The organism is Thiomonas sp. TH-17, assembly GCF_057473305.1.
Map to the genome: position 1 here is coordinate 1 of NZ_JBYCKI010000130.1, position 22,597 is coordinate 22,597.

23 protein-coding genes, 1 tRNA gene and 1 pseudogene are annotated in these 22,597 nt (G+C 64.0%); 9 read left to right on the top strand and 16 right to left on the bottom strand.

Translation table 11 applies throughout. From position 1 onward, the window contains the following. Positions 1–1,304: molecular chaperone HtpG (gene htpG / locus AC2VLV_RS07740; protein WP_486989427.1), on the top strand; the 1,304-nt coding region annotated here is incomplete at its 5' end. A 59-nt stretch (positions 1,305–1,363) separates the two neighbouring features. Here the strand turns inward: htpG and AC2VLV_RS07745 are convergent. From AC2VLV_RS07745 to rpsP, 6 genes are all read right to left on the bottom strand, one after another. Beyond that, the gene (locus tag AC2VLV_RS07745; RefSeq protein WP_486989428.1) at positions 1,364–2,338 is read right to left on the bottom strand and encodes a CobD/CbiB family protein; all 975 of its coding nucleotides are present in this window, start codon (positions 2,336–2,338) and stop codon (positions 1,364–1,366) included. Positions 2,339–2,420: 82 nt separating this feature from the next. Next, positions 2,421–3,131: an NUDIX hydrolase gene (locus AC2VLV_RS07750; RefSeq protein ID WP_486989429.1), complete on the bottom strand. Its 711-nt coding sequence runs from the start codon at positions 3,129–3,131 to the stop codon at positions 2,421–2,423. A gap of 117 nt (positions 3,132–3,248) precedes the next feature. After that, positions 3,249–3,653, bottom strand: a complete 405-nt coding sequence (rplS, locus tag AC2VLV_RS07755) for a 50S ribosomal protein L19 (RefSeq protein ID WP_486989430.1) — start codon at positions 3,651–3,653, stop codon at positions 3,249–3,251. 115 nt (positions 3,654–3,768) lie between these two features. Next, the gene (trmD, locus tag AC2VLV_RS07760; RefSeq protein WP_486989431.1) at positions 3,769–4,530 is read right to left on the bottom strand and encodes a tRNA (guanosine(37)-N1)-methyltransferase TrmD; all 762 of its coding nucleotides are present in this window, start codon (positions 4,528–4,530) and stop codon (positions 3,769–3,771) included. Between the two features lie 8 nt (positions 4,531–4,538). Continuing rightward, a complete protein-coding gene (gene rimM, locus AC2VLV_RS07765; RefSeq protein WP_486989432.1) occupies positions 4,539–5,081 on the bottom strand; it encodes a ribosome maturation factor RimM in 543 nt (180 codons plus the stop codon). Positions 5,082–5,225: 144 nt separating this feature from the next. Continuing rightward, the gene (gene rpsP / locus AC2VLV_RS07770) at positions 5,226–5,474 is read right to left on the bottom strand and encodes a 30S ribosomal protein S16 (protein ID WP_013105316.1); all 249 of its coding nucleotides are present in this window, start codon (positions 5,472–5,474) and stop codon (positions 5,226–5,228) included. Between the two features lie 244 nt (positions 5,475–5,718). Between rpsP and AC2VLV_RS07775 the strand changes: the two genes are divergently transcribed. Next, positions 5,719–6,246: a GNAT family N-acetyltransferase gene (locus AC2VLV_RS07775; RefSeq protein ID WP_486989433.1), complete on the top strand. Its 528-nt coding sequence runs from the start codon at positions 5,719–5,721 to the stop codon at positions 6,244–6,246. 9 nt (positions 6,247–6,255) lie between these two features. Further along, positions 6,256–6,684, top strand: coding sequence for a TM2 domain-containing protein (locus tag AC2VLV_RS07780; protein ID WP_486989434.1), 429 nt, complete (start codon positions 6,256–6,258; stop codon positions 6,682–6,684). Between the two features lie 32 nt (positions 6,685–6,716). Here the strand turns inward: AC2VLV_RS07780 and folK are convergent, their stop codons facing one another. Genes folK through AC2VLV_RS07805 form a run of 5 tightly spaced genes read right to left on the bottom strand, consistent with a single transcriptional unit; the run spans position 6,717 to position 11,176 of the window. Then, entirely contained in the window at positions 6,717–7,223 is a 507-nt protein-coding gene (gene folK, locus AC2VLV_RS07785) for a 2-amino-4-hydroxy-6-hydroxymethyldihydropteridine diphosphokinase (RefSeq protein ID WP_486989435.1), read from the bottom strand. 6 nt (positions 7,224–7,229) lie between these two features. Further along, positions 7,230–8,666 carry a polynucleotide adenylyltransferase PcnB gene (gene pcnB / locus AC2VLV_RS07790; protein WP_486989436.1) on the bottom strand — a complete coding sequence of 479 codons (1,437 nt, stop codon included), beginning with the start codon at positions 8,664–8,666 and terminating at the stop codon, positions 7,230–7,232. After that, entirely contained in the window at positions 8,663–9,334 is a 672-nt protein-coding gene (locus AC2VLV_RS07795) for a histidinol-phosphatase (RefSeq protein ID WP_486989437.1), read from the bottom strand. The genes pcnB and AC2VLV_RS07795 overlap by 4 nt, the downstream gene beginning before the upstream one ends. A 27-nt stretch (positions 9,335–9,361) precedes the next feature. Next, a complete protein-coding gene (gene hda, locus AC2VLV_RS07800) occupies positions 9,362–10,114 on the bottom strand; it encodes a DnaA regulatory inactivator Hda (RefSeq protein WP_486989438.1) in 753 nt (250 codons plus the stop codon). A 3-nt stretch (positions 10,115–10,117) separates the two neighbouring features. Next, entirely contained in the window at positions 10,118–11,176 is a 1,059-nt protein-coding gene (locus tag AC2VLV_RS07805) for an AI-2E family transporter (RefSeq protein ID WP_486989439.1), read from the bottom strand. A gap of 214 nt (positions 11,177–11,390) precedes the next feature. Between AC2VLV_RS07805 and purM the strand changes: the two genes are divergently transcribed. After that, positions 11,391–12,434, top strand: a complete 1,044-nt coding sequence (gene purM, locus AC2VLV_RS07810) for a phosphoribosylformylglycinamidine cyclo-ligase (RefSeq protein WP_486989440.1) — start codon at positions 11,391–11,393, stop codon at positions 12,432–12,434. Between the two features lie 9 nt (positions 12,435–12,443). Here the strand turns inward: purM and AC2VLV_RS07815 are convergent, their stop codons facing one another. Then, positions 12,444–13,961, bottom strand: coding sequence for an AMP nucleosidase (locus AC2VLV_RS07815; RefSeq protein WP_486989441.1), 1,518 nt, complete (start codon positions 13,959–13,961; stop codon positions 12,444–12,446). Between the two features lie 140 nt (positions 13,962–14,101). Between AC2VLV_RS07815 and AC2VLV_RS07820 the strand changes: the two genes are divergently transcribed. Genes AC2VLV_RS07820 through rfaD form a run of 4 tightly spaced genes read left to right on the top strand, consistent with a single transcriptional unit; the run spans position 14,102 to position 17,499 of the window. Next, positions 14,102–14,422 (top strand): lipopolysaccharide assembly protein LapA domain-containing protein, encoded by a 321-nt coding sequence (locus tag AC2VLV_RS07820; RefSeq protein ID WP_486989442.1) that lies wholly within the window; start codon positions 14,102–14,104, stop codon positions 14,420–14,422. Next, positions 14,412–15,584 carry a lipopolysaccharide assembly protein LapB gene (gene lapB / locus AC2VLV_RS07825; protein ID WP_486989443.1) on the top strand — a complete coding sequence of 391 codons (1,173 nt, stop codon included), beginning with the start codon at positions 14,412–14,414 and terminating at the stop codon, positions 15,582–15,584. Before AC2VLV_RS07820 ends, lapB begins: the two co-directional genes overlap by 11 nt. Next, positions 15,581–16,510 (top strand): D-glycero-beta-D-manno-heptose-7-phosphate kinase, encoded by a 930-nt coding sequence (gene rfaE1 / locus AC2VLV_RS07830; RefSeq protein ID WP_486989444.1) that lies wholly within the window; start codon positions 15,581–15,583, stop codon positions 16,508–16,510. The genes lapB and rfaE1 overlap by 4 nt, the downstream gene beginning before the upstream one ends. After that, positions 16,507–17,499 carry an ADP-glyceromanno-heptose 6-epimerase gene (gene rfaD, locus AC2VLV_RS07835; protein ID WP_486989445.1) on the top strand — a complete coding sequence of 331 codons (993 nt, stop codon included), beginning with the start codon at positions 16,507–16,509 and terminating at the stop codon, positions 17,497–17,499. Before rfaE1 ends, rfaD begins: the two co-directional genes overlap by 4 nt. On the opposite strand, the gene AC2VLV_RS07840 is transcribed toward rfaD, so the two are convergent. Next, positions 17,500–18,711 carry a YbfB/YjiJ family MFS transporter gene (locus AC2VLV_RS07840; RefSeq protein ID WP_486989446.1) on the bottom strand — a complete coding sequence of 404 codons (1,212 nt, stop codon included), beginning with the start codon at positions 18,709–18,711 and terminating at the stop codon, positions 17,500–17,502. Between the two features lie 61 nt (positions 18,712–18,772). Beyond that, positions 18,773–19,750, bottom strand: a complete 978-nt coding sequence (locus AC2VLV_RS07845) for a GMP reductase (RefSeq protein ID WP_486989447.1) — start codon at positions 19,748–19,750, stop codon at positions 18,773–18,775. Between the two features lie 141 nt (positions 19,751–19,891). Between AC2VLV_RS07845 and AC2VLV_RS07850 the strand changes: the two genes are divergently transcribed. Beyond that, positions 19,892–22,237, top strand: coding sequence for a UvrD-helicase domain-containing protein (locus AC2VLV_RS07850; protein ID WP_486989448.1), 2,346 nt, complete (start codon positions 19,892–19,894; stop codon positions 22,235–22,237). Positions 22,238–22,323: 86 nt separating this feature from the next. Here the strand turns inward: AC2VLV_RS07850 and AC2VLV_RS07855 are convergent. Continuing rightward, positions 22,324–22,399: transfer RNA gene (locus AC2VLV_RS07855), tRNA-Asn, on the bottom strand. A 72-nt stretch (positions 22,400–22,471) separates the two neighbouring features. Further along, positions 22,472–22,597, bottom strand: a pseudogene (locus tag AC2VLV_RS07860) (ferredoxin--NADP(+) reductase); the annotation flags it as partial.

The following is a 22,597-nucleotide window of genomic DNA, read 5'->3' on the forward strand; positions in this document are numbered from 1 at the left end:
ACATCTCCCTGCCCATCGAAATGCGCAAGGAGAACTGGGACGCCGAGCAGAGCAAATACGTCGCCACCGACGAGTGGGAGCAGATCAACAGCGCCGCGGCGTTGTGGACGCGCAGCAAGTCCGAGCTGACCGAAGGCCAGTATCTCGAGTTCTACAAGCAGCTCAGCGGCGACGCTCAGCCGCCGCTGCGCTGGACGCATAACCGCGTTGAAGGCCGCAGTGAATACACCCAGTTGCTCTACATCCCGGCCAAGGCGCCGATGGACTTGTGGGACCGCCAGCAGAAAGCCGGGGTCAAGCTGTATGTGAAGCGGGTGTTCATCACCGATGACGCCGAAAGCCTGATGCCTACCTACCTGCGCTTCGTTCGCGGGGTGATCGACAGCGCCGATCTGCCGCTGAATGTGTCGCGCGAAATGCTGCAGGAAAGCCGCGACGTGCGCGCCATTCGTGAAGGCTCGGTCAAGCGCGTGCTGTCCATGCTCGAAGATCTGGCGGGCAGCGAAGATCAGGCCGAGCGCGATAAGTACGCCGAGTTCTGGGCCGAGTTTGGCGCGGTACTCAAGGAGGGCTTCGGCGAAGATTTCAGCAACCGCGAGCGCCTGGCCAAGCTGCTGCGCGCGGCCTCCACGCACAGCGAGGATGATGCGCCGAGCGTGTCTCTGGCCGACTATGTCGCGCGTATGAAGGAAGGTCAGAAAGCCATTTACTACATCACCGCCGAGACGCCGAAAATCGCCCGCTCCAGCCCGCAGCTCGAAATCTTCCGCAAGAAGGGCATCGAGGTGCTGTTGCTCACCGATCGGGTGGACGAGTGGATGCTGGGCTTCCTCAACGAGTTCGAGGGCAAGCCGCTGCAATCGGTGGCGCGTGGGGCGGTTGATCTCAGCGACATCAAGGGCGCAGATGACAAGGCCGACGAGGCCAAGGACGACAAAGAGCCGTCCGCCGATCATCAGGCACTGATCGAGCGCTTCAAGCAGGCTCTGGGCGAGCGGGTGAAAGAGGTGCGCATTTCCGAGCGGCTGGTCGATTCTCCGGCCTGTCTGGTCGCCGCCGACGATGGTATGAGTGCGCATCTGGCGCGCTTGCTCAAGCAGGCCGGGCGCGACGAAATGCCGTCCACCCAACCGGTGCTGGAGATCAATCCGGCGCATGTGCTGGTCAAGCGCGTGGCGGCAGACGCGGCCCACGCCGACGATCTGGCTCAGGTGGTGTTCGATCAGGCGCTGCTGGCCGAAGGCGGTCAACTCGACGATCCGGCAGCCTATGTTCGCCGGGTCAACGCTTTGCTGGCGGGGTAAGCCGGGCTAAACACTTTCCCCGGGCTGGCCGTGGCCCGGCCGGGGTTCTCAGCTAGGTTTCAGCTCACCCAGCTGACCACGCTGAGCATGGCCAACAGCAGCATCCACAGCAGCACCGAGCGCCACACCAGCCCCACCACATTGCGTAAATGCGCGGGTTGGGGGATGGCGCCGGGCATCGCGGCCGCAAGGCCGCTCATGCCCAGATCGCCGTTCTCGCCTTCCTGGGTCCAGCCGGGCTCTGTCGGGGCGGCGGGCGTGGCAGCGGCTGTTGCGCCAAGACGAATGCCTACCGCACCGGCGGCAGAGGCCAGCATCACCCCGGTATTGCGGTTGGCCCAGAGCTGCGAATAGCCGCGCCAGATATCGACGGCATCCTCGAAATTGCCGACGATGGCGTAACCGCTGGCAGTCAGGCGGGCGGGCGCCCAGTCGAGCAGATCGAAGGCTTTTTGCGCGAAGCTCTGCAGCGCAGGGCTGGCTTCGCTGTCGGCATGATTCCATTTGCCCGCCACATAGTCGCTGAGGCGATACAGCACGGCGCCCGCCGGGCCGATGGGCAGAATGAACCAGAAGAACACGCCCAGCACATAGCGTTGCACCGACACCAGGGCATGTTCGATGGTCTGCTGGGTGACGTCGCTGGTGCTCATGTCCACGGTATCGAGCGCCTTCCATTGTTTGAGCAGGCTGCGGGCGGTGGCGGCATCGTTGTGATTGAGCGCGTCCTGGATGTCAGTGAAGTAGTGGCTGAACTGGCGGAAACCGAGGGTGAAATACAGCACCGCCACATTCCACGCCAGGGCCAGCAGCAGGCTGTAGTGCAGCGCGACGAGATAAATCGCCAGTGTGACCAAGGTGGGCAGCAACACGGCGATGAACCAGGCCGCGACGCCGTGATGCGGCCGTCCCGCATCGAAGTTGCGCGCCGCAACATCGGCCAGACTCTGGCGCAGCCGATACACGGCGCTGCCGCGCCCCAGGGGTTTGAGTTGCTCGACAAGCAGGGCGATCAGAACGGAGAGAAAAGCCATATATCTATCCTAAGGCAAGCCTGAACAAGCCTTTTGCGCCTCGCATGTTCGTCGGTGCGTGCGGGAACGGCTGGGCTTCGCCTCACGCAATCAGCAAGCGGTACAGATTGCGCAGCATGGCGGCCGTCGCTCCCCAGATGACATAGCGCTGCCCGTTTGCGACATAGGGCATGACCAGGAACCGCCGCCGCACGGCAACAGGATTGAGCGCAAGGTCGTGGCCCGGCGTCCACTCCCGAAGCTCGTGATGCCGGGGGTTCATCAGGAAGGCCAGCGGTACTTCAAACACCTCGCTGACCTCGTCGGGTTGAGGCTGCAGGTTTTCGGCGGCGGGAATGAGGGCCACCACGGGGGTGACGGCGTAGCGCGATGCGGTGCAATACAGCGGGAGCGTGCCGAGCACTTCGGCTCCCGCCGGGCGCAGGCCGATTTCCTCATGGGCCTCGCGCAGTGCGGTGGCGGCAGGATGAATGTCCTGGCGGTCGCAGCGCCCGCCGGGGAAACTGATCTGGCCGGCATGCTCGTGCAGGTAGAGATTGCGGCGGGTGAGCAGCACCTGCAGCCCTTCGGCGCGCGGTACCAATGCAATCAGAACGGCGGCGCCTCGCAGCGCTTGGGAACTTAGGCGTAGTGAATCTTCAAACAGCTCCGGTGTCCACGCGGTGGGCGACGCAAAGCGGCGCCGTAGCCAATCCGGCTCAAGCCGCTCCGGGGCGACGGCGGGCAGACCTTCATCGCGACCGATCAGGTCAGCGCTTTCGGGGTCGATGGGCGTGAGGCGAAGAGTGGACACGTTTGACGTTGAAAACAAAAAAGCCGACGTGCAGTGCAAGTCGGCTTCGGCGGTGATCCGGCTGGGCCGGTATGACCAGGGACAAACGCTTACATAAACGGCGTATACAAACGCGTATCAGGCTGCTGCAGTTGCGTTTGCCTGCGCCGCGGCGGCAGACTTGAGTACCAGCTTTTCCTTGATGCGTGCGGACTTGCCGGAGCGGCTGCGCAGGTAGTACAGCTTGGCGCGGCGCACATCCCCACGACGCTTGACTTCGATCGACGCGATCTGCGGCGAATACAGCTGGAAAGTACGCTCCACGCCTTCGCCGGCCGAGATTTTGCGCACGATGAAGCTGGAATTCAGCCCGCGGTTGCGCTTGGCGATCACCACACCCTCATAGGCCTGGTTACGTTTGCGGTTGCCTTCAACCACCTTGACGGACACGATGACGGTGTCGCCCGGGTTGAACTGGGGAAAAGTTTTGCCAGCGCTGACGCGGGCGATTTCTTCCTGCTCCAGAGTTGCGATCAGATTCATTTCATGCTCTCCAATGATCTTGCCGTGCCGGTGTGGGTCAGTTGTGGTTGCCGCAGCCCTGAGATGCACTAACAAGTGCAGTCAGCCTGGCGGCTAGGCCAGCAGAGGATCAAACCTAAAGAGTATACCCCAGAGCAGCCAGAAATCGCAGATCTTTCTGGCTCAACTGGTCGGCAGCGTGCATCTGCGCGATCAGGTCAGGGCGCCGCTGCAAGGTCAGGCGCAAAGACTGTTCCCTGCGCCATTGAGCGATGCGGGCATGATCGCCGCTGAGCAGGGCTTCGGGCACGCCGTGGCCTTGATAGTGCTCTGGCCGTGTGTAATGCGGGCAGTCGAGGAGGCCGTTCGAAAAGCTGTCCTGCTGGGCGGAATCGGCACTGCCCAGCACGCCCGGCAGCAATCGGCAGACGGCATCGAGCAGCGCCAGGGCCGGAATCTCACCGCCCGAGAGCACGAAGTCGCCAAGGCTGATCTCCGCGTCCACCCGACGGTCGATCAGGCGTTGATCCACACCTTCGTAGCGGGCGCAAAGCAAGGTCACGCCACCGGATTGGGCCAGGTCTTCCACGAGTCGCTGATCGACGCGCCGCCCGGTCGGCGAAAACAGCCAGACCGGGGCTTCGGGGTGCGATGCGAGACGCCGGTCGTCGGCGATGGCGTCGAGCGCGTGCTCCAGCGGCTCGGCCAGCATGACCATGCCGGGGCCGCCGCCGTAGGGGCGGTCATCGATGGTTCGGTGCGCATCGGTAGTGAAATCGCGCGGGTTCCAGCATTGCAGTTGCAACTGTCCCGAGTCGAAGGCGCGGCGCGATACGCCGTGGCGCTTCAACGGCTCGAAATAGGCGGGAAACAGGCTGATGACATCAAAGCGCAGCATGGGGCAGGTCAGTCGTAACTGGCGTCCCACAGGGCGATGAGGGTCTTCGCGGCCAGATCGACCGAGACGATGTAAGCCTCGACGAAGGGAATCAGCCGTTCGCGCGGTTTGGCGTCTGGACTGGTCTGCGGAATCTGCACGCGCAAAACGGCGTGGGCGGCGCTTTCCATCAAGCCCGTCACGCGGCCGAGATCGGCCCCTTCCGGGGTGCGCACCTCGCAGCCGATCAGGTCGGCCCAATAGAACTCGCCCTCGTCAGGCGGGGGGAAGTCGGCACGTCGCACGGCAATCTGACGCCCGCGCAGCGCCTCGGCGCCGCTGCGGTCTTCCGGTCCTTCGAGCAGTGCGACCAGGGCGCTGCCGTGACGCCGAACCAGACGTACCGCAATCGGCGTGGGCTCGTTATCAAAGCCCGGACGGCTGAGCCACCAAGTCTTGGATTTGAGCAACGCGGTCGCTTGCGGAGCGTCCGGGGCGACCTTCACCCAGCCGCGCACGCCCCAGGCGTCGAGGATGTGACCCACGAGGTAAAGGTCGTCTGGAGTGTCCACGTTACAAGCCGGTGCACGGATGAAAAAAGCAACTAAAAAGCGGGACGACTTTTCAGCCGACCCGCTGCAGGCAAAACCCGTCAGGCTGACCGATCAAGCCGCGACCGACTGATCCGCCGTTTAGCCCGCCGATTAGCCCATTAATTAAGCAGACTTCTGCGCGGTTTTCACGAGGCGCTGCACGGTGGGGGAGACCTGTGCGCCCACGCTGGTCCAGTGGTTCAGACGCTCGGTCGCGATGTGCAAAGGCACTTCGGCGCCACGGGCAACCGGGTTGTAATAACCCAGGCGCTCGATGTAGCGACCATCACGACGGCTACGCGAATCGGTGGCGACGATGTGGTAGAAGGGGTGTGCCTTGGCACCGGCACGGGTCAGACGGATCACAACCATTTTGCTTCCTTGTCAAAAAAATGAGAGCCAACGAGGGGGTCGTGGGCCATGTGTTTGGGCGTCGCTTGGGCCAAGCTCTGGCAACCAACCGCGTGTAACCAGGCTTTCAGGGTAGGTGCCTTGCAGCAAATACCGGTGTTGTAGGGCAACTGTTCGTCGGACGAGTATTGCCTTCAAAAACTTGGGGCACGGCGCTCGAATAAACTCGCCATTATAAACATGCCCTTTCCCAATATTGCACTTCATGCCTGAATTCACGATTCGCGCCGCCGCTGCGGCAGATGTTCCCGCCATCACCGCCATATACGCTCACCATGTTCTGCATGGAACGGGCACCTTCGAAACCCAGGCGCCTGATGATGCCGAGATGCTGCGCCGACTGCAGGAAGTGCAGTCGCGCGGGCTGCCCTGGCTGGTCGCCGTGCGCGGCCAGGAGATCATCGGCTACGCCTATGCCAACTGGTTCCGGGCGCGCGAGGCTTACCGGTTTACGGTCGAAGACTCCGTCTACATTGCCCCGAACGGGTTGCGTCAAGGTGTTGGCGGCCGCCTGCTCGATGCCTTGATCGACACTTGTACCCAGAGCGGGGCGCGGCAGATGCTCGCGGTCATTGGAGATTCCGCAAACGCCGGTTCAATCGGACTGCACCGGGCGCGTGGGTTCGAGGAACTGGGGCGTATGCCCGCAGTCGGCTGGAAATTTGATCGCTGGCTCGATGTCGTGTTCATGCAACGCGCGCTGGGTGCGGGCGCCGATACCTTTCCAGTTTGACTGCCCACCATGACTGCTCAGACTGGATTCAAAAATAAATTCACTGCCGCTTTGCTGGCTCTGCTGACCGGCGTGTTCGGCGGACACCGCTTTTACCTGCGCGGCTTGCGAGATCCGTGGGCCTGGCTGCACGGTCCCTTGTTTTTGTTGGGTTTTCTTGGGGTTTGGCGCTTTGTCGCCAATCATCAAGATGACCCGCTGACTTGGGCCTTGCTGGCGGTTTTTGTCGCGGTGGTTATCGCTGTGGTGGTGCAGACTCTGGTGATCGGCCTCACCCCGGACGCCAAATGGGATGCGCGCTGGAACGAGGCTGCTGACCGTCGCAGTACGAACGGCTGGGGCCCGGTGCTGATCGTGATCTTTGCGCTGTTCATGAGCGTGGGTTCGCTCACCGGTGGGCTCGCCTATGTGCTGCAGCGATTTTTTGGCGGCAGTTGAGTCCGGGGCGACGGGCTCTCGTCGGGGTCAATTCAGAGCGGCCCAAGTTGTTCGATCGCCTGACCTTCGGCGACGCGCTGTTCGGCTAGTTCGGCGACGCGCGTGCCGTCGATGCGGCCTTCCAGCCAGATTTCGGCCAGCGGGGCCAGCACGAAGGCGCGCTGTGCCATACGCGGATGGGGCAGGGTCAGCCGTTCGCTCTGGCGTTGCAGAGTGCCGTAGAGCAGAAGGTCGAGATCGAGGGTGCGCGGGGCGTTGATTTCGCCGCTGGGACGCTGACGGCCGAGGTCGGATTCGATGCGCAGCAGGGCGTCGAGCAAGGCGTCGGGCGATAGGGCGGTGCGCGCCAGAATGACGGCATTCCAGTAGTCGGGGCCGCTGGCGTGCTGCGGGGCGGTGCGGTAGAGGCTGGAGCGGGCAGCGACGCGTGTCAGCGGCAGGGCGTCGATGGCTTGCACCGCAGCGCGCAGGGTGGCTGCGCCGTCGCCCAGATTGGCGCCAAGGGCGATGAACGCTTCGACGTCATCGGCGCAGGACATCGCGTTTCAATCGGAACTGTCGTTGCTGGCGCTGTTGACAGGGTCCGCTTCAGATGGCTTTTTGCGCCGCCGCCTCCGCCGGGGTTTGCTTGCAGCGCTGGGCTGCGGCGCCGTGGCGAGCATGTCGGCACGGCCTTCGGCGTCGGCGAACTGGAACGCTTCCCACCATTGCACCAACTCCGTCTCGGCCTGGCCGCTGCGCGCGCGCAGGCTGAGAAAATCGTAGGCGGCGCGAAATCGCGGGTGTTCGACCAGACTGTTGGCATAGCGCGGGGTGCGGCGCTCAAACCGCGATTGCAGCGACCAGATTTCACGCATGTCGGTGGCGATGCGCCGCTGTATGGCCAGGCGCTCGGCCTGCGCGGCCAGCACTTCGTCAGCGGCCTGATCGAGCGCCATGAGGGGGGCGATGCCTTCGGCCAGCAGCGTGTTCCAGCGTTGCTCCACGTCATGCCAAAGCAGGCAGGCGAAGAGGAAGCTGGGGCTGGCGGTCTTGCCCTGGGCGATGCGCTCGTCGGTGTCTTGCAGCGCATTCATGATGAAGCGTTCGCCTTCGGGTTTTTCCAGCACGGGGTCGAGCAGAGGCAATAGGCCGTGATGCAGGCCCAGGCGCCGGAGTTGCTGCAGCGAGGCGACCGCGTGGCCGGTCTGCAGCAGCTTGATGGTTTCGTCGAACAGGCGGGCGGCGGGGACGTTGGCGAGCAGATCGGCGCTGGGGCCGATGGGCGCGAGCGTGGCCGGGTCGATATCGAAGCCGAGTTTGGCGGCGAAGCGGGCGATGCGCAGCATGCGCACCGGGTCTTCGCGGTAGCGGGCGGCGGGGTCGCCGATCATGCGCAGGCGGCGTTCTTTCAGGTCTTTCATGCCCCGGTGGTAGTCGACCACCACGTCGCGGATCGGGTCGTAATACAGGGCGTTGATGGTGAAGTCGCGGCGCTCGGCATCGTCGTCGAGTGTGCCCCAGACGTTGTCGCGCAGCACGCGGCCGCTGCTGTCCACCGCCAGGGTCTTGTCGGCCAGGGCGCGGCGCGAGGTGCGCTCGTTGCCGTCCACGGACTCGGCGGCCTGTGCGTCGTGCAGGGCGCGGTAGGTGGACACTTCGATGATGTCGCGGCCATACATGACGTGCACGATGCGAAAGCGTCGGCCGATGATGAAAGCGCGCTTGAACAGCGGCTTGACCTGCTCGGGCGTGGCATTGGTGGCGACGTCGAAGTCTTTGGGCTTGAGGCCCAGCAGCAGATCGCGCACCGCGCCGCCGACGATGTAGGCCTCGAAACCGGCTTGCTGCAGGGTTTGCACGGTGTTGCGGGCGTTCTGCGAAAGGCGGCTGGCGTCGATCTGGTGCTGGGCGCGGGGCAGGTCGCGGCGTTGGCCACGGCGCTGCGGAGTGTCTTCGCCCTTGTTCGAGGTGAACAGGCGGCTGATGAATTTGCGGATCATGTCAACAAGTCAAGTTTGGGCCAGCCTTTTTCCTGGGCGACGGCGGCCAGCAAGGGGTCTGGATGGACGACCACGGGGTGGGTGGCGTGTTCGAGCAGGGGGCGATCATTGATGGAGTCGCTGTAGAACCAGATTTGATCGAAATCGCTCCAGCCCAGGCCTTGCGCGGCCAGCCATTGTTCAGTGCGAACGATCTTGCCTTCGCGGAACGAGGGAATGCCCACCCAGTTGCCGGTGTAGCGGCCCTGGCCGTCGCGTTCGAGCTCGACGCCGATGAGGTGCTCGACGCCGAAGGCGTCGGCGATGGGGCGGGTGACGAAGGTATTGGTTGCAGTCACGATGCAGCACAGATCGCCTGCGGCTTTATGACGGTCGACTAGTTGCTGCGCGGCCGGTTGCATTTGCGGCTGCACGACGTCGCGCATGAAAGCGGCATGCGCGGCGTGCAGCTCGTCGAGGTCGCGCCCGGCAATCGGCTGCAGGGCGAAATGCAGATAAGCGGCGAGATCGAGGGTGCCGGCCTTGTACTGCCGATAGAACGCCTCGTTTTGCTGGCGGTGTTGCTCGGCATCGACCCAGCCCAGCTCGGCAACGTATTGCCCGAAGGCATGGTCGGAGTCGAAAGGAATCAGCGTGTTGTCGAGATCGAAGAGGGCTAGCTTGCGCATGGAGTGTGAAGGCTGGGTCTGTAGGGCTCAGCCTGAAACGGATTCGGGCGACGTCGCATGCAGCAATTGCGGCTGTGCGGCCAGCAGCGATTTGAGCAGAGGCACGGTGGCCGGTCGCTGCGCTGCCAAAGCATAGCGGTCAAACGCGGCCATCAGCACACCCAGCTGCGAGAGGTCGCGGCTGAGGTGGGTCAGCATGTAGTGCAGCAATTCAGGGCTGAGTGAGTAGCCGCGTTCGTGCGCCAGGCGCTGAAGCACGCGGGCGCGCACGGCGTCGTCGGGCGCTTGCAGGCGCAGCGCCAGCCCCCAGCTCAGGCGGGTGCGCAGGTCGGTGCGCAGGGGCAGCGCGGCTGGGGCGGCGTTGCCGCAGGCGAGAAAGGCGAGCTCGGCCGAGCGGGCGGAGTTGTACAGACCGAACAGCCAGTCCTGCTGCCAGTCGGCAAGCTGCTGCGCGTCGTCCACCGCCAGCAGACCACCGGCTTGCTGGGCGAGCAGATCGGTGACATCGGGCCAAGCCGAGGCGGGGGTTTGCGGGCTGAGCAGCAGCGCCCAACGTCCCTGCGTTTGGAGCTCGTGGCAGGCGGCCCACAGCAGGTGGCTTTTGCCGCTGCCGGTCTCGCCCCAGAGATACAGCGCACCGTGGCGGCGCTGTTGCAGCAGGTCATGCAGGGCTTGCAGCGCAAGAGCATTGCCGGGCTGAACGCCTGGGTCGAAGTTTTCGAAGCTGCGTTCGTCCTGCCATTCCAGCGGCAGAATCTGCTGGTGCGCGATCTGCAGCATGGGTCAGGCGAACAGCGCGCTCTGCCGGTACCAGGCGAGCAGGCGGCGCACCACGACCAGCAGCAGGGCGCCCGCGGGCAGGGCGAGCAGAATGCCCCAGAAGCCGAACAGGGTGCCGAAGGCCAGCAGAATGAAAATCACCAGCAGGGGATGCAGACCAATGCTCTCGCCGACGAACTTCGGGGTGATGTAGAGGCTCTCGATCAACTGGCCGATGCCGTACACGATGGCCACGGCAATCACGCCGTACCAACTCAGAAATTGCAGCGCCCCGGCCAGCAGCGCCAGCAGCAGGCCCAGACCGAAGCCCACGTAAGGGACGAACACCGCCAGCCCGGTGAAGATGCCCACAGGCAGGGCCAGACTGAATCCGGCAATCACGAGGCCGAGGGAGTAATAAAACGCCAGAATCAGCATGACCAGCAACTGTCCGCGCAGATACTGGCCGAGGATGACGTCGCAGTCGTGGAAGAAACTCAACACGGCGTCGCGGTGTTTGGGCGGGATCAGGCTGCGCACTCGCGCCAGCGTGGGCTCCCAATCGAGCAGCAGATAAAAGGCCACGACCGGAATCAGCGTGAGGTTGCCCAGCAGGATCAGCAGCCCCACGCCCCCGGTGCTGGCCGAGCGCAGCAGCAGCCCGGCCCAGTCTTCGCCGTGCGCGGAAAGAAATTTTGTCAGGGTCTGTTGCACGCTGGCGGTATCGAACTTCACATGAATGTCGAATCGCGCCAGCAGCGGGGTGCCCCAGTTGATGATGGTCTGGAGCAGCAGCGGGAATTTTTCGCGTATCAAGGGCACGATTTCCGTGACCACAGGCACCAGCAAGAGAAACAGGCCGACGAAAAGACCGATGGCCACGATGATCGCCACCGCAGCGCCGAGTGCGCGCGGAATGCGTCGCCGCTTGAGTCGCTCAACCAGCGGGTGCAGCACGTAGGCCAGCGTCAGCCCGACGAGAAAGGGCATCAGGATGCTGCCGAGCAGCCAGATCAGCCAGAGCGCGACAAGGCCGATGCCCAGCCAGATGAGGGCATTCTTGACGGGAGGGGTCAGGAGCATGGGGGCGGTCGGGGCGTCGGGGAAAAAGGCTTGCGCAACGGCGCCAGCGTCGGAGCGAAGCAGGAGGCGCGTGCGCGCACTCGATAAAATCTTCGCCTTGGCATTTTATGCGGGGCGGGTGCTGCGCTACCGTGCCGTGCCACCTGTTGTGTCACCTGTTCTCTGCGCCGGGATTCGATGTCTCGCGCTCTCGTTCCTCACTCTGCTGCCCATCATGCAAAAAACTCCCCTGACTTATCGCGACGCCGGTGTGGATATCGACGCTGGAGATGCGCTGGTCGATGCGATCAAGCCCCTGGCCCGGCGCACGCTGCGCGACGGCGTGCTGGCAGGCATCGGCGGCTTCGGGGCGCTGTTCGAAGTGCCCAAGCGCTATCGCGAGCCGGTGCTGGTGTCGGGGACGGATGGCGTGGGCACCAAGCTCAAGCTCGCGTTCGAGTGGAACCGACACGACACGGTGGGCATCGACCTGGTGGCGATGAGCGTCAACGATGTGCTGGTTCAGGGGGCCGAGCCGCTGTTCTTTCTCGACTATTTCGCCTGCGGCAAGCTGGCGGTGCAGACCGCCACGCAAGTGATCGGCGGTGTGGCGCAGGGTTGCGAGCAGGCCGGTTGCGCGCTGATCGGCGGCGAAACCGCAGAAATGCCCGGAATGTATCCGGCGGGCGAATATGACCTGGCGGGTTTTGCCGTGGGCGCGGTGGAGAAAAGCGGCATCATCAACGGTCGCAGCATCGCGGCCGGCGATCGGGTCATCGGCCTGGCGTCGAGCGGCGCGCATTCCAACGGCTATTCGCTGGTGCGCAAGATCATCGCTCGCAGCGGGCCTGGTGAGCTGCCGACGACCCTCGATGGACAGGATTTCCGCAGCGCGGTGATGGCGCCGACGCGCATTTACTGCAAACCCGTGCTGAAGGCGCTGGCGCAGCACGCGATCAAGGGCATGGCCCACATCACCGGCGGCGGCTTGAGCGAAAACATTCCGCGGGTGCTGCCCGAAAATGTGCAGTGCGTGCTCGATCCTTCCACCTGGGGCCAGACCGAGCTGTTTGCCTGGCTGCAACGCGAAGGCGGCGTGGATGACGCCGAAATGCGTCGCACCTTCAATTGCGGCGTGGGCTTCGTAATGGTGGTGGCCGCGGCCGAGGTTGAAGCCGTACTCGCCACCCTGCGTGCCGAGGGTGAAACGGGCTGGATCATCGGCGAGATTCAGCCGCGTCCTCATGCCGATGCGCATCAGGTGCGCTACACGGCCTGAATTCAGGCTTTACTGAAACGCGACTTCGTCGAAGCTGCGCAGCTTGCGGCTGTGCAGCCGCCCCATGGTTTGCTGACGCAGCCGCGCGATGGCGCGCAGGCCGATGCGCAGATGCTGCTCGACTTGCTGGCGATAAAACTGGTCGGCCATGCCAGGCAGTTTGAGCTCGCCATGCAGCGGCTTGTCGCTCACACACAGCAAGGTGCCGTAGGGCACGCGGAAGCGAAAGCCGTTGGCGGCCACCGTGGCGCTTTCCATGTCGAGCGCAATGGCGCGGCTCTGGCTGAAGCGTCGGTCCGGCCCGGGGTAGGGCAGCAGTTCCCAATTACGGTTATCGGTGCTGGCGACGGTGCCGGTGCGCAGCACGCGCTTGAGTTCGTAACCGTGCAACTGGGTGATGTCAGCCACGGCGCCTTCGAGCGCCTGCTGCACCTCGGCGAGCGGCGGAATCGGCACCCACAGCGGCAGTTCCTCGTCGAGCACGTGGTCCTCGCGCACATAGCCATGCGCCAGCACATAGTCGCCGAGGCGCTGCGAGTTACGCAGCCCGGCGCAGTGACCGAGCATGATCCAGGCGTGCGGCCGCAGCACGGCGATGTGGTCGGTGATGTTCTTCGCATTGGCCGGGCCGACGCCGATATTGACCAAGGTGATGCCGCCATGACCCGGCATGATGAGGTGATACGCCGGCATCTGCGGCAGTCGGGTCGAGGCATGCCCCTCGGTTCGCGCCGCGCCCTGGGCGGTGGCCCGGTGGGTGATGACGTTGCCGGGTTCGACGAAGGCGGTGTAGGGCGCGTCGTCGTCGGTCGCAGACGCGGCGGGCTGGTTCATCAGGGCATGCGCCATGCGGACGAACTCATCGACGTAGAACTGGTAGTTGGTGAACAGCACGAAATTCTGGAAGTGCTCGGGCGCGGTGCCGGTGTAGTGCTGCAGGCGATGTAGCGAGTAGTCGATGCGCGGCGCGGTAAACAAGGCCAGCGGCATGGGCTGGTCGTCTGGCGTGTCGTGGGCGCCGTTGGCAATGCCGTCGTCCATCGCGGCCAGATCGGGCAGATCGAAAATATCGCGCAGTTGCTGGCGCTGCTCCAGGCTGAGATGGCCTTCGACGTGCGCCTGACCGGCAAAGCTGAAATGCAGCGGAATGGGCTGTTCCCCCACCCCGATTTCCAGCGCAACCCCGTGGTTGGCCAGCAGCAACTGGAACTGGATGAGCAGATAGTCGGCGAACAGATCAGGCCGGGTGAGGGTGGTTTCGTAAACGCCGGGAGCGGCGACAAAACCGTAGGCCAGACGCGAGTCGGGATGCGCCACGCTGTCGATACGCACCCGCACCACCGGATAGCAGGCCCGCACGCGGCCGGGCGGCAGGGTTCCCGCGATGAACTCGGCCAGCTTGTCGCGCAGATGGGTGATGGCGGCGGTGTAAAGGGCCTGCACCTGATCGAGCGCGGCTTGCGCGTCGGTGAAGATGGCGCTGGCGGTCTGGGCGGGGCAATGCAGGGCGTGAGGACGGTGCGACATGTTGCGGGATGATGGCGTGAAGTGGCGGAACGATGGCCGCTATTGTCCACCTAGAGTTTTTCACATCACCAGGGCACGCGGCGGGGAATGCAATATGCTTGCTCGGTTGTCCCTATCTTTCCTGTTTCGGTTTTATTTCCATGCGCATCCTGAGCTGGTTTTTGCGGTTGGTGGTCTTCCTGCTTTTGTTCGGTCTGGCGCTGAACAATCTGGAGACCGTCACCCTGCACCTGCTGTTCGGCACCGAGTGGCGCACGCCCATGATCGTGCTGCTGCTCGTGGTGTTCGCCCTGGGCGCATTGCTGGGCGCGCTGGCGCTGCTGCCTTCGTGGATGCGGCACCGCAAGCAGGGCCGGGTGGCGCGCGACAGCGACTCCGCGCCCAAGCCGTCGGCTGCCACTGCCGTCGCTCCGGCTGAATTTCCGCAGCATCCGATCGACAGGCCGATCGATGGAGTTTGATCTTTGGTGGCTGCTGATTCTGCCCCTGATGTTCGCGCTGGGGTGGCTGGCGGCGCGCGTGGATCTACGGCAGGTGGGCAAGGAGCGCGCCCTGCGGCGTGATGCTCCGCAGGCCTACTACCGCGGGCTCAACCACTTGCTCAACGAGCAGCAGGACAAGGCCATCGACGCCTTCATCGAAGCCATGACTGCCGATCCTGATACCGTCGATCTGCACTTCGCGCTGGGCAATCTGTTTCGCCGCCGTGGCGAATATGAGCGCGCGGTGCGGGTACACCAGAACCTGCTCGCCCGCGCCGATCTGCCGCGCGAAGCGCGTGAACGTGCGCAACTTGCCTTGGCGCAGGATTTTTTCAAGGCCGGGCTGCTCGACCGTGCCGAATCCGCCTACGAAGATCTGCGCCGCAGCGCCTATGCCTCGCAGGCGCTGACGGCGCTGCTGCAGATCAGCGAGCGCACCCAAGACTGGAACAAGGCCATTGCGCGTGCCGGCGAACTGGAGCTGCGCGCCACCGGCGCCTATCAGCGGCAGATTGCGCAGTATTGGTGCGAGCTGGCCGTGCAACATCACGCGGCAGGGCGGGCGCAGGAAGCCCAGCAGTCGCTCGACGCCGCGCTGCAGGCGGCGCCTCAGGGTGTGCGGCCGCGCTTGCTGCGCGCGCAGTGGGCGCAGCAGCACGGTGAACTGGAATCGGCTTTGCACATGTTGGAATCCATCGATCTGGTGCAACCTGAATTCATTGCGCTGGCGGCGGTGCAGATCGCCCAACTGCGTCAGCAGCTCGGGCAGGTGGCCGAAGGGCTGACGTGGCTGCGTCAGCGTTTGCAGCAGACCCCGGCCATCGACCTGCTCGACGCCGTGCTGCTGCTCGACCCCGATCCCGCCTCGCAGGCCCGGTGCGCGCAGGACTATCTGCAGTCGCATCGCAGCCTGCTGGCGCTCAAGCGCGTGCTCGAACACCCCACGCCCGGCGCCACCGTGCCCGAAGCGGCCGCCGCCATGCAGGGCGCGGTGGACAATGCCCTGCGGAGTCGCCAGCGCTACCGCTGCGCAGCCTGCGGCTTCGAGGCGCGGCAATATTTCTGGCACTGTCCAGGCTGTCAGGGGTGGGAGACTTACCCGCCGCGCCGCCTGGAAGAACTCTCTCTTCTCGGATCATGAACGCAGAACAACTCGCCCAATCCCGCGTGCTCATCGTCGGTGACGTCATGCTCGACCGTTACTGGTTTGGCTCGACCGATCGCATTTCTCCCGAGGCGCCGGTGCCCGTGGTGCGCGTGCAGCGCGACGAAGACCGTGTGGGCGGCGCGGCCAACGTGGCGCTCAACGCCGCCGTGCTGGGCGCGCAGGCCACCTTGCTTTCCGTGGTCGGCGCTGACGAGCCGGGCCGCAAGCTGGTCACGCTGCTGGTCGATACCCCGATCCGCAACGCCATGCGGCAAGATCCCACGCTCAAGACCACGGTCAAGCTGCGGGTGGTGTCGCGCCAGCAGCAACTCATCCGCCTCGACTTCGAGCACAAGCCCGACCATGAAGTGCTCGCCGCGATGATGGAACGCTACGAGCAGGAGCTGGCGTTTCACGACGTGGTGCTGCTGTCCGACTACGGCAAAGGCGGCCTCGAACACCTCGACCAGATGATGAATCTGGCGCGCACCCAGGGCAAGGCCATTCTGGTCGATCCCAAGGGCCGCGACTACAGCCGTTATGCCGGCGCCACCCTGCTGACCCCCAACCGCGCCGAGCTGGCGCAAGTGGTGGGCGACTGGAGCAGTGAACAAGACCTCACCGCGCGTGCGCAGGGCCTGCGCAAAAAACTCGGCCTCAAGGCGCTGTTGCTGACGCGCTCGGAAGAAGGCATGAGTCTGTATACCGAGACCGGTGAACTGCATATTCCTACCGAGGCCAAAGAGGTGTACGACGTCTCCGGTGCGGGCGACACCGTGATTGCCACGGTGGCCGTGATGCTCGGCGCGGGGCTTTCCATGGAAGACGCGGTGCGTACGGCCAACCGTGCGGCGGGCATCGTGGTCGGCAAGCTGGGCACTGCCAGCGTCACGCCGAAGGAACTCTGGGAGCAGGCATGAGAGTCATCGTCACCGGCGCGGCCGGTTTCATCGGCAGCAACATCGTCAAAGGGCTCAACGCCCGCGGCATTACCGAAGTGATCGCGGTGGACAACCTCACCCGCGGCGACAAGTTTCACAATCTGGTGGACCTGCAGATCTGCGACTACATCGACAAGACGGTGTTCTTCGAACAGTTCGCCAGCGGGCACTACGGCAAGGTCGAGGCCGTGTTTCACCAGGGCGCCTGTTCCGACACGATGGAACACGATGGCCGCTACATGCTCGACAACAACTACCGCAACAGCCGCATGCTGCTCGACGCCGGGCAGAAGCAGGGCGTGCGCCTGCTCTATGCGTCCAGCGCGGCCACCTACGGCGCCAGCAGCGTGTTTCGTGAGTCGCCCGAGTTCGAGCGCCCGCTCAACGTCTATGGCTACTCCAAGATGTTGTTCGATCAGGTGGTGCGGCGCGTGCTGCCGCATGCCACCACGCAGATCGCAGGCTTTCGCTATTTCAACGTGTACGGCCCGCGCGAACAGCACAAGGGACGCATGGCGTCGGTGGCGTTTCATCACTTCAACCAATACCGCGAACACGGCCAGGTCAAGCTGTTTGGCGAATATCAGGGCTACGGTCCCGGCTTGCAGGAACGCGATTTTGTCTGGATCGACGATGTCGTGGCCGTCAATCTCTGGTTCTTCGATCACCCGGGCAAGAGCGGTATTTTCAACCTGGGTTCAGGCCGTGCGCAGCCGTTCAACGATGTGGCGCAAACCGTGGTCAACACCCTGCGGCTGGAGTCGGGGCAACCGGCCTTGAGTCTGGCGGAATTGGTGGAATCGGGCGAGATTACCTACATTCCGTTCCCCGATGCGCTGGTGGGCAAGTACCAATGTCACACCCAGGCCGATCTCACTCATTTGCGGGCCGCAGGCTGCACTCATCACTTCGCCACGGTGGAAGAGGGCACGGCGCAATACATGCGCGCGCTGCTTGCCACGGCCTGATCAACTTGGCTGCGCTTGCCGTGCGGCGTCGCGCAGCATCACCAGCAACAGCCCCATGCCTGCGACCATCACCACCGCCGTGATGACGAGCGCCCCGCGGTAGCTTCCCGTTTGCGCAGCAATCGAGCCGGCCATTGCCGGGGCGACAATTTGCGCCACACCGTAGCTCAAAGTCAGCCGGGCCATGGCCTTGGCGGGGTTGTCGGGAAAGCTGCGGCCGATCAGCGTCAGGGTGAGGCTGACGATGCCCACGAACGTGCCGCCGTACAGCACGGCGCTGAGCAGGTTCAGCGGCAGATTGAGCGTCATCGCGGGCAGGATGATGGAGACGGTCTGCAGCCCGAACGCCAGCAGCAACGCCTGGAGGTCACCCATGCTGCGCGCCAGTCGATCCCACACAAAGCTCGACGGCGCCGCGGCAAGCCCCACGATCACCCAGACCCAGCCGCCCTTGTCCGCCAGCGCCGGCAGTTTGTCGAGAATGGCGACGATGAAGGTCGCGCTGATCACATAGCCGAAACCGGCGCAGAAATAGACGGCGATGAACAAAGCCATCCAGCGTTTCGAGGGCGGAACGACAGCGGTTTTTGCGGCAGCGCCTCCCAAGGGCCCGGGCGCTGCGGGTGAGGGCAGCCATAGCCAGGCGGGCACGAAAAACACCAGACCGAGCAGGCCCAGCCCCACCCATTGCTGCGCCCAGCCGAGCCGATCCATCATGGCGCCAACGGCCAGACCCGAGACCACGATGCCTAGCCCCAGCCCGGTGAAATGCAGACCCAGCTCGGGCCGGTGACCGTGACGGATCAGCCAGTTCAGCGCCAGACCCGAGGCCAGCAGCAGCCCCGCCGTACTCGACAGCCCGGAGAGAAAGCGCAGAACGGCCCACACGGCGGTGTTGTCGGTGAAGCCCAGTGCGGCGGTTGTCACCACGGCCAGTACCAGCCCGATGCGATACATCACGAACTTCTGCCGAAGGTTGCCCACCGCCGCGGCAACGAGCGCGCCGGTGATGTAGCCGGCGTAATTGAAGGTCGCCAGCCAGCCCGCCGCGAGATCGGTGAGACCGGCCTCGCGGTGCATGATGGGCAGCATGGGGGTGTAGGCAAAGCGCGCGAGCCCCACCGTGAGGATGAGTGCGCAGATGCCTGCAAACAGCACACGCAGGCGTTGGCCGTTGCTGGCGGTCGGGAGAGGGGATTGGCGGGTTGGCATGAAGGGGCACAGAGCTCGTAGCGCTCGCATCAGATGCTATCCCCAGCCCCCTGCATGCGGCTTACATCAGCACATGTTCACCGGCATTGTTCTGGCCGAGGATGATGTAGTTGACCTTGCGGATGTCGGCGAGCGTGAGGCCGCCTGCGTAGGAAATGGAGCTCTGCAGATCCTCTTCCATTTCGCGCAGGGTGTCGGCCAGACGGCCCTTGAGCGGCTCCAGAATGCGTTTGCCCTCGACGTTGCGGTAGGCGCCCTTGTTGTATTCGGAGGCGCTGCCGTAATACTCCTTGAACAACTGGCCGTTGACTTCCACGGTCTGTCCGGGCGACTCTTCATGCCCTGCCAGCATGGAGCCGATCATCACCATGCTGGCGCCGAAGCGCACGCTCTTGGCGATGTCGCCATGTTCGCGGATGCCGCCATCGGCGATGATGGGTTTGGTCGCCACCCGCGCGCACCACTTCAGCGCCGAGAGCTGCCACCCGCCGGTGCCGAAGCCGGTTTTCATGCGGGTGATGCACACCTTACCCGGGCCGATGCCCACCTTGGTCGCATCGGCGCCCCAGGCTTCAAGATCGATCACCGCTTCGGGCGTGCCGATATTGCCGGCGACGACGAAGGCTTGCGGCAGCTTGTGCTTGATGTGCGCAATCATGCGCTGCACGCTGTCGGCGTGGCCGTGGGCGATGTCGATGGTGATGTAGTCGGCACCCGTGCCCTCGGCGGCGAGTTGGTCGATGAGCGCCTTGTCATCCGCTTTGACGCCCAGCGAAATGGAGACGAACAGATCGGCATCGCGCATCTGGCGGGCAAAGGACGCGACGTCGACATCGAATCGGTGCATCACATAAAAGTAGCCGTTGGCCGCCAGCCAGCGGCATACGTTGGCATCGACCACCGTCTTCATATTGGCCGGCACCACCGGCAGGCGAAAGCGCCGCCCGCCAAACTCGGTCGACGGATCGCACTGGCTGCGGCTCTCCACCCGGCATTTGCGCGGCAACAGCAGAATGTTGTCGTAGTCGAAGATGTCCATCACAGTCTCCAGAAGTGGCGCACGTTTGCTGCGCGCACAAAAAACCGGGCGGCAAGAAATTTGCGGCCCGGTGGCTCATTCTAGGCCGATGCACATCGCTTCGTGCACCCCAGGAGCCGGCCGGGCTCCTAGAATTCCGCAATGTCTGCCCTCATCCAACAACTCAATCCCGAGCAGCACGCCGCTGTCACCCTGCCTGCTGAAAATGCCCTGATCCTTGCCGGAGCCGGGAGCGGCAAAACGCGGGTGCTCACCACGCGCATCGCCTGGCTGATTTCCACCGGGCAAGTCACGCCCGCTGGCATTCTGGCCGTGACCTTCACCAACAAGGCGGCGAAGGAAATGATGGCGCGGTTGTCGGCGCAACTGCCCATTCCGGTGCGGGGCATGTGGATCGGAACGTTCCACGGTCTGTGCAACCGATTTCTGCGGGCGCACTGGCGCGAGGCCGGGTTGCCGCAGACTTTTCAGATTCTCGACATCCAGGATCAGCTCGCCAGCATCAAACGCTTGCTGAAAGCGCTGAATGTGGACGATGAACGCCACCCGCCCAAGCAGGTGCAATGGTTCATCAACGGCGCCAAAGATCAGGGCCTGCGTCCGGGCGATGTGGAGGCGCGCGATCAGCAAAGCCGCCAATTGGCCGAGATCTATCTGGCCTACGAGGCCCAGTGCACGCGAGACGGCGTGGCCGATTTTGCCGAGCTGCTGCTGCGGTCCTACGAGATTCTGCGCGACAACGCCGCCATCCGTTCGCATTACCGCCAGCGCTTCCGGCACATCCTGGTGGACGAGTTTCAGGACACCAACCGCCTGCAATACCAGTGGCTCAAACTGCTCGCCGGACCGGAGGATGCGCACGGCGCCTGCGTGTTCGCCGTGGGCGACGACGATCAGAGCATCTATGCCTTCCGTGGAGCGCACGCCGGCAATATGGACGACTACCAGCGCGAGTTTCGTGTGCGCCACCTCATCAAGCTGGAGCGCAATTACCGCTCGCATGGTCACATTCTCGACAGCGCCAACACCCTGATCGCGAACAATGCGCGCCGTCTGGGCAAGAACCTGCGCACGGAGGCTGGGGCGGGTGAGCCGGTCAGAGTGTTCGAGGCGCCGAGCGACTATGCCGAAGCCCAGTGGCTGATCGAAGAAATCCGGCAATTGCTGCGCGAGGGGCTCGTGCACAGCGAGGTTGCCGTGCTGTATCGCGCCAACGCGCTGTCGCGGGTCATCGAAGGGGCGCTGTTCAATGCCGGCCTGCCTTACCGCGTGTATGGCGGTCTGCGGTTTTTCGAGCGAGCGGAGGTCAAGCATGCGCTGGCCTACCTGCGCCTGCTCGACAATCCGCAGGACGACACCGCTTTCCTGCGCGTGGTCAACTTCCCGGCGCGCGGCATCGGGGCGCGCACTCTGGAACAGTTGCAAGACGCCGCCCGTCTGCGCGCCACGCCTTTGAGCGAAGCCGTGGACGCCCTCGGGGGACGTGGTGCGGCCAGCCTGCAGGCCTTTCTCGATCTAGTGGCGCAGATGCGCTTTCAGACCGCCGCGATGAGCCTGCCCGAACTGGTTCGCCATGTGCTCGAAGCCAGCGGCCTTAACGCCCACTACCGCGAGGAACGAGAGGGTCAGGAGCGGCTGGAAAACTTGGAGGAACTGGTCAACGCCGCTGCCGCCTTCGTCACGCAGGAAGGCTTTGGCCTGCAAGCGACGGCTCAGCAGCGTCAGGCGCTTGGAGGCGCGCCCGACAGCTTCGCCGTCACAGACAGCATCGACCCCGCCACCGGCGAAACCCTCTCGCCGCTGACCGCCTTTCTCACCCACGCCGCGCTCGAAGCCGGCGACAACCAGGCGCAGAACGGACAAGACGCCATTCAGATGATGACCGTCCACGCCGCCAAGGGGCTGGAGTTCGACGCCGTGTTCATCACCGGCCTGGAAGAAGGTCTATTCCCGCACGAAAACGCGCTGAGCGAAACCGATGGCGTGGAGGAAGAGCGTCGGCTGATGTATGTGGCCATCACCCGCGCGCGCAAGCGTCTCTACCTCAGTCTGGCTCAGACCCGCATGCTCCACGGCCAGACGCGTTACAACCTGCGCAGCCGGTTCTTTGACGAACTTCCGGCCGAATCGCTCAAGTGGCTCAGCGCCAAACAGCCGGGGTTCGGCGGCGGTTTCGGAGCCGATCAGCACAGCACCTGGAGTTATACCCCGAAAGTGTCGGTGCCGTCGTTCACGCCCGCGACGTCCAACGCCGGATCACCCTCAAGCACTGGGTTTTCTCCGGCAGGCATGCGGGGAGCAAGTTCGTCAGGAGCACGCCCGCACGGCCTGCGCATCGGTCAGGCCGTGTTTCACAACAAATTCGGTGAGGGCGTAGTGCTCAGTCTGGAAGGCAACGGCGAAGACGCCCGCGCCCAAGTCAAGTTCAACCGGCACGGTGCCAAGTGGCTCGCGCTGAACATCGCCAAACTTACGCCGGTGAATTAGGGACGGTCTGCACAACTTCGGGCCTGGAAAAACAAAAAAGGCCCCACAGCGATTGCTGCAAGGCCTTGATTTTTCTCTATATTCTGTGGCTCCTCGACCTGGGCTCGAACCAGGGACCTACGGATTAACAGTCCGGCGCTCTACCGACTGAGCTATCGAGGAACAGCAAAGCGTGAAACTATACCGTGCAATCAATCTGACGTCAATAGATTTCGCAGTGATGCGCGAGGACGCTCAGTCGAACACCGGCGTTTCCACTCCGAGTACCTTGTGCAGTTTCGGGCTGGTGGTGGTGTATTGCAGATGAATTTTTTTCTCCGGGAAGATGAAGGGCGCGGCGCCGAATGCGGCGAGGGCGGC